Source organism: Kandleria vitulina DSM 20405, assembly GCF_000702065.1.
Lineage (GTDB): Bacteria > Bacillota_I > Bacilli_A > Erysipelotrichales > Coprobacillaceae > Kandleria > Kandleria vitulina.
Genome location: NZ_JNKN01000022.1, coordinates 21,186 through 35,998, shown reverse-complemented (window position 1 = coordinate 35,998; position 14,813 = coordinate 21,186). Strand labels below are relative to the sequence as shown.

At 35.4% G+C, this 14,813-nt stretch carries 19 protein-coding genes, 1 pseudogene and 1 other annotated feature; of the genes and pseudogenes, 19 read left to right on the top strand and 1 reads right to left on the bottom strand.

Annotated elements, in window-relative coordinates; all coding sequences use genetic code 11:
- The 7 genes and pseudogenes from T513_RS0106445 to T513_RS0106420 form a co-directional block, all read left to right on the top strand.
- Positions 1–216: transposase (locus T513_RS0106445; RefSeq protein ID WP_080703126.1), on the top strand; the 216-nt coding region annotated here is incomplete at its 5' end.
- 103 nt (positions 217–319) lie between these two features.
- A pseudogene (locus T513_RS12660) lies at positions 320–463 on the top strand (DUF3793 family protein); the annotation flags it as partial.
- A gap of 84 nt (positions 464–547) precedes the next feature.
- On the top strand, positions 548–1,312 hold the full coding sequence (locus T513_RS0106440; RefSeq protein WP_031589450.1) for a MurR/RpiR family transcriptional regulator: 765 nt from the start codon (positions 548–550) through the stop codon (positions 1,310–1,312).
- Complete coding sequence (locus T513_RS0106435) at positions 1,309–1,734, top strand: peptide deformylase (RefSeq protein WP_031589448.1); 426 nt, start codon at positions 1,309–1,311, stop codon at positions 1,732–1,734. The genes T513_RS0106440 and T513_RS0106435 overlap by 4 nt, the downstream gene beginning before the upstream one ends.
- 1 nt (position 1,735) lies before the next feature.
- Positions 1,736–2,485: an SDR family NAD(P)-dependent oxidoreductase gene (locus T513_RS0106430; RefSeq protein WP_031589447.1), complete on the top strand. Its 750-nt coding sequence runs from the start codon at positions 1,736–1,738 to the stop codon at positions 2,483–2,485.
- Positions 2,466–3,002 carry a DNA-deoxyinosine glycosylase gene (locus T513_RS0106425; protein ID WP_051654413.1) on the top strand — a complete coding sequence of 179 codons (537 nt, stop codon included), beginning with the start codon at positions 2,466–2,468 and terminating at the stop codon, positions 3,000–3,002. The genes T513_RS0106430 and T513_RS0106425 overlap by 20 nt, the downstream gene beginning before the upstream one ends.
- 242 nt (positions 3,003–3,244) lie before the next feature.
- Positions 3,245–3,709, top strand: a complete 465-nt coding sequence (locus T513_RS0106420) for a COG2426 family protein (RefSeq protein ID WP_031589443.1) — start codon at positions 3,245–3,247, stop codon at positions 3,707–3,709.
- A gap of 23 nt (positions 3,710–3,732) precedes the next feature.
- Here T513_RS0106420 and T513_RS0106415 read toward each other — a convergent pair whose 3' ends face one another.
- Positions 3,733–4,104, bottom strand: a complete 372-nt coding sequence (locus T513_RS0106415; RefSeq protein WP_201783595.1) for a metal-dependent transcriptional regulator — start codon at positions 4,102–4,104, stop codon at positions 3,733–3,735.
- 144 nt (positions 4,105–4,248) lie between these two features.
- Here T513_RS0106415 and T513_RS0106410 point away from each other — a divergent pair, with 144 nt between their 5' ends.
- From T513_RS0106410 to T513_RS0106355, 12 genes are all read left to right on the top strand, one after another.
- Positions 4,249–4,461, top strand: coding sequence for a FeoA family protein (locus T513_RS0106410; RefSeq protein WP_029071652.1), 213 nt, complete (start codon positions 4,249–4,251; stop codon positions 4,459–4,461).
- 13 nt (positions 4,462–4,474) lie between these two features.
- Positions 4,475–4,696, top strand: coding sequence for a FeoA family protein (locus T513_RS0106405; RefSeq protein WP_029071651.1), 222 nt, complete (start codon positions 4,475–4,477; stop codon positions 4,694–4,696).
- Positions 4,697–4,752: 56 nt separating this feature from the next.
- Positions 4,753–6,852: a ferrous iron transport protein B gene (feoB, locus tag T513_RS0106400; protein WP_031589440.1), complete on the top strand. Its 2,100-nt coding sequence runs from the start codon at positions 4,753–4,755 to the stop codon at positions 6,850–6,852.
- A 1-nt stretch (position 6,853) separates the two neighbouring features.
- The gene (locus tag T513_RS11770) at positions 6,854–7,213 is read left to right on the top strand and encodes a heavy-metal-associated domain-containing protein (RefSeq protein WP_051550675.1); all 360 of its coding nucleotides are present in this window, start codon (positions 6,854–6,856) and stop codon (positions 7,211–7,213) included.
- Positions 7,214–7,360: 147 nt separating this feature from the next.
- Entirely contained in the window at positions 7,361–7,540 is a 180-nt protein-coding gene (locus T513_RS0106390; protein WP_029071649.1) for a FeoB-associated Cys-rich membrane protein, read from the top strand.
- 154 nt (positions 7,541–7,694) lie between these two features.
- Positions 7,695–7,814, top strand: a complete 120-nt coding sequence (locus T513_RS0106385; protein ID WP_029071648.1) for a rubredoxin-like domain-containing protein — start codon at positions 7,695–7,697, stop codon at positions 7,812–7,814.
- Between the two features lie 141 nt (positions 7,815–7,955).
- Positions 7,956–8,163 (top strand) — a binding site (T-box leader).
- Positions 8,164–8,271: 108 nt separating this feature from the next.
- Entirely contained in the window at positions 8,272–9,486 is a 1,215-nt protein-coding gene (locus T513_RS0106380) for an argininosuccinate synthase (protein ID WP_031589437.1), read from the top strand.
- Positions 9,487–9,496: 10 nt separating this feature from the next.
- A complete protein-coding gene (gene argH / locus T513_RS0106375; protein WP_031589435.1) occupies positions 9,497–10,879 on the top strand; it encodes an argininosuccinate lyase in 1,383 nt (460 codons plus the stop codon).
- Entirely contained in the window at positions 10,872–11,900 is a 1,029-nt protein-coding gene (gene argC, locus T513_RS0106370) for an N-acetyl-gamma-glutamyl-phosphate reductase (RefSeq protein WP_029071645.1), read from the top strand. The genes argH and argC overlap by 8 nt, the downstream gene beginning before the upstream one ends.
- 10 nt (positions 11,901–11,910) lie before the next feature.
- On the top strand, positions 11,911–13,128 hold the full coding sequence (argJ, locus tag T513_RS0106365; RefSeq protein WP_031589433.1) for a bifunctional glutamate N-acetyltransferase/amino-acid acetyltransferase ArgJ: 1,218 nt from the start codon (positions 11,911–11,913) through the stop codon (positions 13,126–13,128).
- Positions 13,129–13,139: 11 nt separating this feature from the next.
- Positions 13,140–13,994: an acetylglutamate kinase gene (argB, locus tag T513_RS0106360; protein ID WP_031589431.1), complete on the top strand. Its 855-nt coding sequence runs from the start codon at positions 13,140–13,142 to the stop codon at positions 13,992–13,994.
- Between the two features lie 104 nt (positions 13,995–14,098).
- Positions 14,099–14,686, top strand: coding sequence for a cytidylate kinase-like family protein (locus tag T513_RS0106355; RefSeq protein ID WP_029071642.1), 588 nt, complete (start codon positions 14,099–14,101; stop codon positions 14,684–14,686).
- Positions 14,687–14,813 lie beyond the last annotated feature (127 nt).

Genomic DNA, 14,813 nt, shown 5'->3' with positions numbered 1-14,813 from the left:
GATGACATTCCTGTTTACAATGCTGATAATCCAAGAGAATATCAGTTTAGCGGCAAAAGAATACACAGAGGGCAATATAAAACCGCAGGCGGGAAAATAATCAATGCGGATGTTAATGGCGCATTGAACATCATGCGTAAAAGTAGCGTTGTGGATGTTAACATCCTATACGGTAGAGGCGAAGTGGACACGCCTGTAAGAATAAGGATTGCCTGACTTGTCGGGTGGAAACTTAAATATCAAACTTCTTAAATAGAACCGTCAGGTTCTTAGAAGCCACCTACCTTTAGGTGGGTGGTAGTTCACTAATCAAAAAAAATGTAAGTATGTAGGATACTGGAAAGTATATGGCAATCTTAAAAATGCGAAAAAGCAGTTTGAACGTTATGAATGTGCAAAAAGAACAATGTGTCACAAAATTGATAAAGGATGTATGCTTACAGAATTGTTAAACTTCTCATAATGAGAAGTTTTTTAATGTCAAGAAATTGTTGCTAAATTGAAAAGGAGTAATGCTATAATATAATATGTGAAAGAAGGTGAACATATGGATATAGTTTTATCTAGAATATTAAAGTTTCTTAATGGAGCACTTGTAGATGATGTCATGTATCGCATTGGCATGTTCATTGTTAAAAGATATACAAAAATCGGCTGTTATACCCTTGATGATGTCTGCATAGAAGGTGCTTTTCATAAAGAAGATGTAGAAATGTTCTATCGCCGTTTAGGTTTTAAGACATTCAATGATTTTAGAGACCAGATGGTTTCTGAAAAAGAATTGAGAAACAATGAAATTCAGTTAAGAATGATTGGCTTACAGTTAAGAGATTATTTTAAAGATCTACAATTAACAATGAATGAAGCTGAGTTTCTTAAAGAAATTGATGATATCGTAGATGAAATCTATCAAGCTAATCGTATCGTTATCATTGGTTCACATTTCCCAAGCTGTCTAGCTGTAGATTTCCAGACAGACTTAATAAACTTAGGGAAAGAGGTTGTTGAATATCATCATAATGATAAAACCTTTGAATTTTATGAAGATGACATTGTCTTCTTCTTAACCCAGACAGGACGTACGATGAAAAGAAGTGATCATTGTCTTGAAGATGCCTATATTGAACGCTCTAATATAGTCATCATTACACAAAACAGAAAAATAGATGCCTACGGTGATCATAAAGCTAATCATATGCTTTATGTTCTTGGAAAATATGATGGCATTCAATTCAATTATCAATTGATGAGAATTTTTGATTTACTTAGAATTAGATATTATTATAAATATTATTTGAAGGTGGACGGATGATTAAGGAAATAGTTACAGATCAGTTTTTATTAAGCAGAACAGCAGCCAAAGCAACAAATGATGATGGGCAGGTAGCTAGTGATCTATATGATACGCTTTCTTACTATTATTTTGAAAAAGGAACATGTGTTGGCATGGCTGCCAATATGATTGGTGTCAATAAGGCTGTTATTGCATTTGTAGATAATGAGAAAATACAAATTATGTATAATCCCATTATCATGAAAGAAGAAGGGAAGTATGCGACAAAAGAATCATGCTTGTCACATCCTCGTGAAGAGGCCAAAGATACTTTCCGTTATAAGAAAATCAAGGTATCTTATCTTGATGAAAACTTTAAAAAGAAAATAAAGACATATACAGGTTTTACTGCCCAGATTATTCAGCATGAAATGGATCATCTAGAAGGTGTATTAATCTAATATGAAAAATGTACTAATTACCGGTGCAACAAGCGGCATCGGAGAAGCAGCAGCTCGTGTTTTTTCTAATAAGGGATATGATCTTATTCTTGTAGGAAGAAACAAGGAGAAGCTAGAAGAACTAAGAGAACAATATGAAAATGCGAAAATCATTGAATGTGATTTAATTGAACATTGTGATGATTTACTTCAAATAATAAAAGAAGAAAAAATAGATGTTCTCTTTAACAATGCAGGATTTGGAGATTCAGGTGCTTTTCTTGATTCCAACTATAAAAAACAAGAAGATATGGTACGATTAAATATCGAAGCGCTGATGAAACTCTGTTACTATGTAGGCAATGAAATGAAAGAAAGAGGAGAGGGGAAAATCCTGAATGTAGCCTCCATTGCGGCATTCACCTCAGGTCCCTATATGTCCATCTATTATGCTACAAAAGCGTTTGTACTTTCCTTTTCAGAAGCACTACATGAAGAACTAAAAGACTATGGCGTAAGTGTCACATGTCTTTGTCCTGGTCCTACTAAAACAAAATTTATGAAAACAGCACATCTGAAAGATTCAGTAATGTGGAAGTATTTTCCTCCAGCAAGCGCAAACGAAGTTGCGAAATATGGCGTAAAGTCATTATTGGCCAATCGCTACATAGCGATTCACGGCCTGTCAGGTCTTTTATTAAATATCGCTTCACGCGTATTGCCAAGGAAATACATGACAAGGATGGTTGCCCATGTCAACAAGAAGAGATAAGCAGATTCATCCACTTGCACCTATTGTAGATGAACAATGTGAGATACTTATATTAGGAAGTTTTCCTTCTGTAAAATCAAGAGAAGTGCAGTTCTATTATGGTCATCCTAGAAATAGATTCTGGAAAATGATGGCACAGTTGTTGGAATGTGATGAACCAGTAACCAATGAAGAAAAAAGAAAAATGCTGCTAGAACATCATATTGCTTTATGGGATACTATTCACTCCTGTACTATTGTCAACAGTGCTGATGATTCCATCCAGGATGTTGTTCCTAATGATATAGCTGGATTAATTGAAAGTACACAGATTAAACGTATTATCTGTAATGGGAAAGCATCTTATCGTTATTATCATATCTATCAGGAATCATCTACTAAGATCAAAGCTGAAGTTCTTCCTTCTACATCACCTGCTAATGCCGCTTACTCGATGGAAAGACTTATTGAAAATTGGAAAACGATTAATAAATATAGTAATAGTAATCTTAAGGGGGATCGCAAAAGTCTATATTGAGATATGGTGGAGTATTTAGTGCAGGTGTTGTTCTAGAGTCAAAGAAGCCATCGTATATGATGAAAAAGTATTTGATCCCCAAATAAAGCACGAATACTTTTGATGTTAAGTCTAAGTGTCAATGATGATATAGAAAGAATAAGAGAAAACTTCAAGGAATATTAAAAAATAATAAAAAGCCCTTTTAAAAGGACTTTTTTTCATATATGATAATACTCGTTAGAAAAAAGGAGAATGAATAGATGTTAATTAAATATATTCAGTTATTTCTTATATCCATGGTACCTATCGTTGAATTAAGAGGAGCAATTCCCTATTCACAGTTCTTAGGATTACCATTAGTGCAATCTTATATTATCTGTATTATCGGTAACATGTTGCCAGTGCCATTTATCTACTTATTTGCAAGAAAAATTCTTGAATGGGGAAAAGACAAGAAAGTCATTGGTAAATTCTTTACTTGGTGCCTAGAAAAAGGAGAAAAAGGCGGCAAGAAACTAACAGAAAAAGCAGGAAGAGGAACATTTGTAGCATTATTGTTATTTGTGGGAATCCCATTACCAGGAACTGGTGCATGGACAGGAACACTTGCGGCAAGTATTCTTGATATGGACTTCAAGCAAACAGTCGCTGCATGTATGCTAGGTGTACTTTTGGCAGGATGCATCATGATGGCAGCAAGTTTCTTAGGATTTAGTCTCGTATAAAAAAAACACGCTTAGGCGTGTTTTTATTTTTTATTAATAAGCGGGTCGAAATAATTTTTCAAGGCCTCAAAAGTCTCAGGAGAAATATAGTGTTCCACACGACATGCATCTTCTGTAGCAACATCTTCAGGAATACCAATATATCTAAAAATACGTGATAGCTCATTATGTCTTTCATAGATCATAGAAGCTATTTCCATACCTTTATCAGTTAATGAGATAATATTATGCTCATTCACATTAATATAATCAAGTGATTTGAGACGTTTGATCTGTTGAGAGATAGTAGGCTTAGAAAAATTCAATTCATGCGCAATATCAATAGAACGCACTACACCTTTTCTCTTCTGGATTACTAGAATAGATTCAAGATACATTTCAGTAGATTCACTCATCTTAATTTCACCTCATACGACATTATATCATAAATAAAATCAAATACGAGCGATTTGATTTATAGAAAACGATTGACATTTTATTAAAGTTAAGTTAAACTAACTTTGAAATAGTTAGAATCATCTAACTGAGGGGAGATGAACATGATGCCAATTAACTTATGTCATGAAAATGAAGTTGTAACAGTACGTAAGATTAAAGGAAAGGATTTGATCAGAAATCATCTTAACGAGCTTGGATTTGTAGAAGGATCCACTGTTAAAGTTGTCAGCAAATCCGGAAACAGTGTGATTCTTCAAGTCAAAGAAAGCCGTGTTGCTTTAGATGCAACAATGGCAAAACGTGTATTGGTTTAAGGGGGAAATATACATGAAAACATTAAAGGACATCTCAATAGGAGATGCATGCAAGGTAGTAAAACTGCATGGAAAAGGAGCTACTAAAAAACGTATCATGGATATGGGGCTCATCAAGGGCGCTGATGTCAAAGTTGTAAAAGTAGCACCATTAGGGGATCCGATTCAATTGAATGTAAGAGGATATGAGCTTTCAATTAGAAAAAGTGAAGCAGAATTAATCGAAGTCGCATAAGCGACAATTATTTTTAATGTTAGGTTAGTGTTAACTAACAAAAAGGGAGCGTATTTATGAAAATAGCATTAGCTGGGAATCCAAACAGCGGGAAAACAACATTATTTAATGATTTAACAGGAAGTTCTCAATATGTAGGGAACTGGCCTGGTGTTACAGTAGAAAAGAAGGAAGGTAAACTTAAGAAACATAAGGATGTCATTATTCAGGATTTACCTGGTATTTACTCTTTATCTCCATATTCTATGGAAGAAGTTGTTTCTAGAAGATATCTTGTCAATGAAAAACCTGATGCCATCATTAATATTATCGATGGTACAAACATTGAACGTAACCTTTACTTAACAACACAGCTACTAGAATTAGGTTTACCAATGGTAGTCGCTGTCAATATGATGGATCTTGTCGAAAAGAATGGTGACCATATTGACATGAATGCATTAGAAAAAATGCTAGGATGTCATGTGATGCCTATTTCTGCATTAAAAGGAAAAGGTTCAAGAGAAGTTGCAGAATTAGCGATTTCTATTGCCAATAAGAAAGTATTGAATAGACCAGAATTATATGAAGGTCCACTTCTTTCTACAATCAAATCTATCGAATCTGAATTATCTAACGTAGATCAGCGTATGAAAAGATGGTTTGCGGTAAAGGTGTTTGAAAGAGATGAAAAGGTTATTAATGAATTAAATCTTTCTTCTTTATTAGCTAAATATGAAAAAAACATCAAGAAGATAGAAGATGATGAAGATGATGACTCTGAATCAATCATCACAACTACAAGATATGAATATATCAGCAACATCGTTAATGATTGTGTTACTAGAAAATCAAGTACACAAGCTAGTCTTTCTGATAAGATCGATAAGATTGTTACAAACAGAATTCTTGCTTTGCCAATCTTTGCGGTTATTATGACTTTAATGTTTAAAGCTACTATCGATATTGGTGGTATCGCTCAAGGCTGGGTTGAAGAAACACTCTTTGGAGAATGGATTATGCCTTTTGTAGAAGGGTTATTAAAATCATTAGGAGTTAATTCATGGATCACTGATCTAGTCGTCAACGGTATCATTAATACTTGTGGATTTGTATTAACATTCTTACCATTGATTCTTATCCTCTTCTTATTTATTTCCATCCTTGAAGATTCAGGATACATGGCACGTGTTGCCTTTATCATGGATAGAATCTTCCGTAAATTTGGTTTATCAGGTAAATCATTTATTCCAATCCTCATTGGAGCAGGATGTGGTGTACCAGCCATCATGGGAACAAGAACTATTGAAAATGAAAAAGATCGTCGTATGACAATCATGTTAGCGACATTTATCCCTTGTTCAGCTAAATTAGAAATCATTACTATTATTACTGCAGCATTCTTTAAAGAAATGTGGTGGCTAGCACCAGCAATGTATTTCTTAGGAATGGCTATCATCATTTTATCTGGTATTGCTTTAAAGAAAACAAGAGCTTTTGCAGGTGAAGTTGCACCATTCGTTATGGAACTTCCTGCTTACCATGTTCCACAAGTTAAGACTGTCCTGTTAAGAGTATGGGATAGAGCTAAAGAATATGTAATTAAAGCTGGTACAATCATCTTTACTTTCGCAGTTATCTTATGGTTCTTAAGTAACCATACTTGGTCATTGCAGTATATTGATGGTGAATCTGCAGAAATTGCTCATTCTATGTTAAGATCAATTGGTGAATTTATCGCACCATTGTTTAAACCTTTAGGATTTGGTAACTGGCAGGGCGGTGTCGCTGTTCTGGTAGCAGAAGGTGCAAAAGAATTAGCACCAGCTATTGTCGATACATTAGCTGGAAAAGCAGGAATTGCTTCATTGTTTACGCCAGTGGCTGCTTTCTCATTCATGACTCTTAACTTATTCGATCCTCCTTGCACTGCCGCAATGGGTGCAATCATGAGAGAAATGGGTGATAAAAAGTGGGGCGTATTCGCAATCTTATATCAGGTTGTATTAGGATACGCATTATCATTCGTTTTCTATAATATGGGAAGCTGGCTATTCTACGGAGCTTCATTTGGTCTTACACAGATTATTTCCATTGTTATTATCTTCTTCGCAATTTATATGGTTGTAAGACCAGCTCCAAAGGCGAAAGGCGCAGCTGCCGCATTGGAAGTGTAGTATGAATACTATAGACTTTATTATCCTTTTCTTGGTGATCGTCCTATTCGTATTTGGAGTAAGACGATTCATCAAGACAAAGAATAACGGCTGCTGCGGGGAATGTGAGACTATTAAAAAAATAAAATCAAACGATACAAACCCATCTCATTATTCCTATGACTGTTGCTTTAAGGTAGAAGACATGGTCTGTGAGAACTGTGCAACCAAGTTGACTAATGCCTTCAACAGTCAAGAAAACAAGTATGCTATTGCAGATCTTTCTAAGAAGACACTACACATATTTACCAATGAACCACCAAACCCTCAGAAGTACATGGAGTTAGTGAGACAGCTTGGCTATACTTGCACAGAGTTATAACTAACTCTGTGATAGACCACCTCATATCAATAATTTACACACACCGATATATTCTTTAATTAATACACCCTTTAATTGTTAGTACCGTGAGATGGTCTATCATGGAGTCAGTTTTATGTTATTATAGTGAAAAAGGAAGTGACATTGATGTTATTTACAATACTAATAAGCATCGCAATTGGATTGTGGTTGCTTTATGTTATCTATCGTAGATTCTTTGATAAAAAGAATCCTATTGGATCATGTGGTGGACATTGTCATGAATGTCATGATCCTTTATGTCATCTTGATTTTGTAGACGAGTACAGAAAAGCGCGAGACCAATAGGTCTCGCTATTTTTTTGTAATGTGCGAATTTTCTTTTTTTTAAAATGATAAACTTTATAATAATTATAGAAGCATATTTCTTGAAAGATAGAAATAATATGAATATTATATAAGTAGGAATCATTCCTATTAATAAAGAAGGAGGAGACACACTATGAAATGGGTTTGTACAGTATGCGGTTATGTCTATGAAGGTGACGAATTACCAGAAGACTACGAATGTCCAATCTGTGGCGTTGGTCCAGATCAGTTTGAAAAAGTTGAAGAAGAATAATAACCACTAAATGAAAGACTACAGCAGTAGTCTTTTATTTTATCTTCTATTTTATGATAAAACGACAAAAATCTAATAAAATTATATTTTTAGATAAAAGTGTTTGACATTTTATTTTTATGTGCTAATATAACACCATACACAAAAACGAAGACCGAGAAAAGTAACCTATCGGAAGTCTCAAGCGAGACAGCGCAGAGTGGAAGGCTGTTAGATGGAAATAGGTGAAAACGCACTCGCGAGTGTTCGTCTGAAATCAGTAGGATGAAACGTTAGTTCGCGTTAAGAACAAGAGGGAATATCTATTGATATTAACGAGAGTGGTACCGCGTCTATTGGCGTCTCTGGAGTAATCTGGAGACGTTTTTTGTATATTTAGGGGGATTAAGATGAAAGTACGGCGAATGGAGAAATGCAGAACATAAATAGAAAGTAAAGAAAAAGGAGAGAATATATTATGGAAAAAATATTTAAGAAAGTAGTACTTGCATATAGTGGAGGATTAGATACATCAATTATTATCGCTTGGCTTAAGGAGACATACGGATGTGAAGTTGTCGCTGTAGCAGCAAACGTTGGACAGAAAGATGAATTAGATGGACTTGAAGCTAAAGCTTTAGCAACAGGTGCATCTCAGTATATTGAATTAGATCTTAAGAAAGAATTCGTAGAAGACTTTATTTTCCCAGCTGTCAAAGCTAACGCTGTTTATGAAGGTAAATATTTATTAGGTACATCTTTAGCTAGACCTATCATTGGTAAAAAACTTGTAGAAGTTGCTAAAGAAGTTGGTGCTGACGCTATCTGTCATGGATGTACAGGTAAAGGAAATGACCAGGTAAGATTTGAATTAGCTATCAAGGCATTTGCACCTGATATGCCAATCATTGCACCATGGAGAGTATGGGATATTAAATCAAGAGATGATGAAATTGATTACGCTGAAGCAAGAAATATTCCTCTAAAGATCAATAGAGAAACAAACTATTCTAAAGATAAGAACTTATGGCATTTATCACATGAAGGTCTTGATCTTGAAGATCCAGCAAATGAACCTAAGTATGATGAAATCCTAGAATTAGGTGTATCACCAGAACAGGCACCAGATAAGCCAACTTATATTGAAATCACATTTGAAAAAGGTATTCCAGTTGCCTTAAATGGAGAAAAAATGGATGGTGTCGCTTTAATTGAAGCATTAAATAAAGTTGGTGGCGCTAACGGTATCGGTATTATCGATATGGTAGAAAACAGACTTGTAGGTATGAAATCAAGAGGTGTGTATGAAACACCAGGTGGAACTATTCTTTATAAAGCACATGCTGATCTAGAAGAAATCACTATTGATAAATACACACAGCACTTTAAACAGAAGATCGCATTAGAATTAGCTGATATTCTTTACAATGGATACTGGTATTCTCCATTAACAGAAGCATTAAATGCATTCGTAGATAAAACTCAGGAAAATGTTAATGGTACAGTTAAGTTAAAATTATATAAAGGAAACATCATTGGTGCAGGTATGACTTCTGATTCAACATTATATTCTGAACAGACAGCATCATTTGGTGAAGATGAAGATTACAACCAGGCAGATTCTGCAGGATTCATCAACCTTTACGGATTGCCAATCAAGATGATTGCACAGGCTAAAGCAAAGAAAGCATAGGGGGATTAATATGGCATTATGGGCAGGTAGATTTTCAAAAGAAATCAATGAGGATGTAAATGCATTTAACTCATCACTTTCTTTTGATTGTAGAATGTATAAACAGGATATACGTGGATCATTGGCACATGCAAAGATGCTGATGAAACAGAAGATCATTGATGAACAGGCATATAATGAAATCTATAAGGGACTCAATGATATTCTTCATGAAATAGAAGAAGGAAAGCTTCTATTTGATCCTAACGCAGAAGATATTCATATGTTCATTGAAGCAGAACTTACAAAAAGATATCCTGTTTCAGGAAAGAAACTTCATACAGGTCGTTCAAGAAATGATCAGGTGGCATTAGACTTACGTCTTTATGTTCATGATGAAATTAAAGAACTACAGTCTCTCTTGAAAGATATGGTTCTTACATTGACTAAGATTTCTTCTCAGCATCTAGAAACCATCATGCCAGGATATACCCATCTTCAAAGAGCACAGCCAATTACGTTTGCCCATCACTTGATGGCATATGCATCCATGTTCTTAAGAGATATGGACAGATTAAAAGACATTGATAAAAGAGTCAATGTATCACCATTAGGAAGTGGAGCCCTTGCGACTACCACTTATCCACTAGATCGTCATTTTGTAGCTGAAGAGCTAGGAATGAACGATATTATGTACAACTCATTAGATGGTGTATCAGATCGTGATTACGCCATTGAATGTGCCAATGCATTGGCACTAATAATGATGCATCTCTCACGTTTCTCAGAAGAAATTATTCTCTGGTGCTCTTGGGAATTCAAGTTCATTGAACTAGATGACGCTTTTGCTACTGGTTCGTCGATTATGCCGCAAAAGAAAAATCCAGATATCGCTGAACTTGTAAGAGGAAAGAGTGCCAGAGTCATCGGAGATGTCTCTACTCTATTGACAATGATGAAAGGATTGCCTCTCGCATATAATAAAGATATGCAGGAAGATAAAGAAAACCTCTTCGATGCGATTGATCAGGTAAAATTATGTCTTCCAGTATTCACTGAAATGCTAGATACAATGAATGTCAATAAAGAAAAAATGAGAGAAGCTGCCGCAAGAGGATTTATCAACGCCACTGATTGCGCAGACTATTTAACAAAGAAAGGACTAGCATTCAGAGATGCTTATAAGATCACTGGACAGCTAGTAGCCTATTGTATTGAAAACAATGAAACATTAGAATCACTTTCATTGGATACATATAAGAAGTTCCATAATATGTTTGAAGAAGATGTATATAATGCTGTTGCATTAGAAACATGCTTGAATAGCAGACAAGTCGTCGGGGGGCCTTCTTCAAAGGTAGAAAAGGAAAATATTGAAAGAATTGAAAAGAAGGTGTCAGATTACCATGATTAAAGCAGGTATCATTGGCGCAAGCGGATATGCCGGCAATGAAACATTGAGATTATTGCTGTCTCATCCCAACTGTGAAGTTGTTGCAGTAGGAGGAAGAAGTGCATTGGGACAAAAAGTATCTGATCTCTATCCTTCCTATTATGAACATTGTGATTTAACATTTGTGAGTGATGAAGAAGTTATTGAAAAAGCAGATATCATCTTTGCTGGTTTGCCATCAGGATTATCTGAAAAATATGCCAAGATGTGCGACGAACAGGGAAAGAAGTTCGTCGATCTTGGTGCCGACTTCCGTCTTCACAATGAAGAAGATTATAAAGAATGGTATAAAGGGGAATATAAAGATAAAGACCTTCACCAAAAACAAGTATACGGCCTGCCTGAATTACACAGAGATGCCATTAAACAAGCAAGTATAATCGGCAATCCTGGCTGTTATCCAACAAGCGTATGCCTCGGTCTATATCCACTTCTTTCGCATCATTTGAATGCGTCAGACCATATTATCATTAATTCGGCCTCAGGAACTACCGGAGCAGGAAAGAAGCTTACGGAAGATACACATTTTACAAAAACAAACGAATCATTCCATCCTTATAAGGCTGGCAATCACCGTCACACACCAGAAATTGAACAGGAATTAAGTCTTATGGCTGATAAAAAAGTCACAGTGACTTTTGTACCTCATCTTCTTCCTGTTAATCGAGGAATCGTGTCTACTATTTATGTGAAAGTCGATAAGGATTTAGATGAAATCTATAAAATCTATAAGGAAACTTATCAAAATGAAAGATTTGTCCATGTGCTTCCATTAGGAAAGAACGCAGACTTGAAATTTGTCACATACACCAATGATTGTCATATTTCATTGCATATGGATGAAAGGGACCATACATTGATTATTGCCTCTACAATTGACAATATGATCAAAGGAACAGCTGGTCAGGCTATTCAGAATATGAATCTTATGTATGGATTACCAGAAGAGACTGGCTTACAGATGGTAGGGCCATCTTTCTAGGGGGAATATCATGAAAAATATTGAAGGCGGCATTTGTGCACCTCTCGGCTTTAAAGCCGGAGGTGTCATTGCTAATATAAGAGGAAAAAGCAAAACAAAAAAAGATCTGGCACTTATCGTTTCAGATCAACCATGTGTAAGTGTAGCAACTTACACTCAAAATAAAGTAAAAGGAGCTCCGCTTCTTGTTACAAAGAAACATTTAAAAAATGGTGTAGCACAAGCTATCATCTGTAATAGCGGGAATGCTAATACATGCAATGATAATGGTATTGAAATTGCAGAAGGGACATGTCAGCTTGTAGCTGATGAATTATCTCTTAATGAAGAAGATATCATTGTTGCATCTACTGGAGTCATCGGTGAAAAGATGACACTTGATCCATTTAAGAATCACATGAAAGAATTGGTTTCATCACTTCATGATGAAGGATCAGATGATGCAGCTAATGCTATTATGACAACTGATACAGTCAAGAAAGAATACGCTGTAGAATTTGATATCGATGGACACACTTGTCATATTGGTGCTATTGCTAAGGGATCAGGAATGATTCATCCTAACATGGCAACTATGCTTGCGTTTGTTACATCTGATATCAATATTTCAAAAGATCTTCTTGAACCAATGGTACGTGAGATTGTTGATGAAACATTCAATATGGTATCTGTGGATGGAGATACTTCAACTAACGATATGCTCGTTGTTATGTGCAATGGCATGGCTGGCAATGATAAGATTGTATTAAAAGATAGTGCTTATCATCAAGTAAGAGATGCCTTGTATTCTATCTGTGAATCTTTATCAAGAGGAATTGCTAAAGATGGAGAAGGGGCTACAAAGCTTTTGACTTGCCATGTTAATCATGCAAGAAGCATCAAGGATGCGCGTATTGTAGCTAAATCAGTTATTACTTCATCATTGTTTAAATCAGCAATGTTTGGTGAAGATGCAAACTGGGGACGTATTTTATGTGCTATTGGCTATAGTGATGCGTCATTTGATATTAATCAGGTAGAAGTTTCATTATCATCAAGCAAGGGAAAAATCCTTGTCTGCAAAGAAGGAGCAGGTGTAGCCTTCTCTGAAGATGAAGCAGCTGTTATTTTACATGAAGATGAAATAGATATTCATATTGATTTACATGATGGAGATCATGATGCCACAGCATGGGGCTGTGATCTTACATATGATTACGTAAAGATCAACGGAGACTATAGAACATAGGGGGAGATTTTATGACGCAGCATGCTGTATTAAAAGCGCAGATTTTATCAGAAGCTGTACCCTATATGCAGGAATATCACGATAAGATCGTTGTTGTGAAATATGGTGGTAATGCAATGGTTAATGAAGTGCTTATTGATAATGTCATCAATGATGTCTGTCTAATGAACCTTGTTGGCATTCATGTCATCCTTGTACATGGAGGAGGACCTGAAATCAATAATGCATTAAAAAGAGCGCATAAAGAGTCAAAGTTTATTAACGGTTTAAGATATACCGATGAAGAAACAATAGAAATTGTACAGGAAGTATTGGCTGGTAAAGTCAATAAGAACCTTGTTAAAAGAATTCATACGCACGGCAATAAGGCCGTAGGCCTTTCAGGTATAGATAATATGCTATTGAAGGCTAAATGTGCTGATAAAGAACTTGGGTATGTAGGAGCAATTGAAGAAGTTAATGCAGAAGTATTGATGGATCTTCTAGAAAAAGATTATATCCCCGTAGTTGCAAGTGTCGGAATGGATGAAGAAGGTCATTCTTACAATATTAACGCAGATACTGCTGCCGCAGCGATTGCAGCAGCATTAAATGCAGAGAACCTTCTTGTAGTCAGTGATATTCCTGGCTTATTAGAAGATAAAGATGATGAACAGTCATTGATTTCATCAGTGACAATTGATGATGTCAACACGCTAAAAGAAAAGGGCGTAATTGCTGGAGGAATGATTCCAAAAGTGGACTGTATTACCAATGCTCTTAATAATGGAGTAAGAAAAGCAGTTATTATTGATGGACGTATTCCACATTCTATCTTGATTGAAATCTTCTCTAATGAAGGTTCGGGTACATTATTTAAAGAGTAAAGCAGGCTAAGGCCTGCTTTATTTTTTATCTTGGTGATTTTTCTCCTCTTTTTAACTAGGATTTTTTATAATAAAAGTAGAAAGAGTAAGAAAAGAGGGATAATATGAAGTATCGCGTTATTACTATTACAAGAGAATTTGGAAGTGGTGGTCGTACTATTGGAAAAGCCCTTGGTGAAAAATTGGGCTATGATGTCTATGATTATGAATTTGTAAAGAAAATGACAATGGAAAGTGGCCTAGAAGAAGATTACATTAAAGAACATGGCGAAGATGCCAACAAAAAGAATCTATTTAGCTTCATGTGGACAAATGCTGGTGGATCTGTCTCAGATCAGCTGTTTATTGCCCAGAGAGAGGCTATTACTAATTTAGCAAATAAAGGCAACTGTATCATTGTTGGACGCTGTGCGGACTATATTTTAAAGGATAGAGAAGATGTCTTCCATGTCTTTATCCATGCGGATATGGATTTTAGAGCAGAACGTATTGTCAATAAGTATGGAGAAAGAACAGATAGTCCTGAAAAACGTATTAAAGACAAAGATAAAAGACGTAAAGCGTACTATCGCTACTACACAAACTATAAGTGGGGAGATGCCACAAATTATCATATGAGCTTAAATAGCGGAAAGCTTGGCATTGACCATTGTGTAGATTTGATAATGAAAGGAATGGATGATACATTATAGTAAGTAGAACAGTTTATGCTTATGAAACAAGAATAGGAACACTTTATATTGAAAGTGAAAACGAGATCCTGACGAGAGTTTCTTATAAGAAAATAGAGGGGATATACCAAGAAACATCTATTAAGAA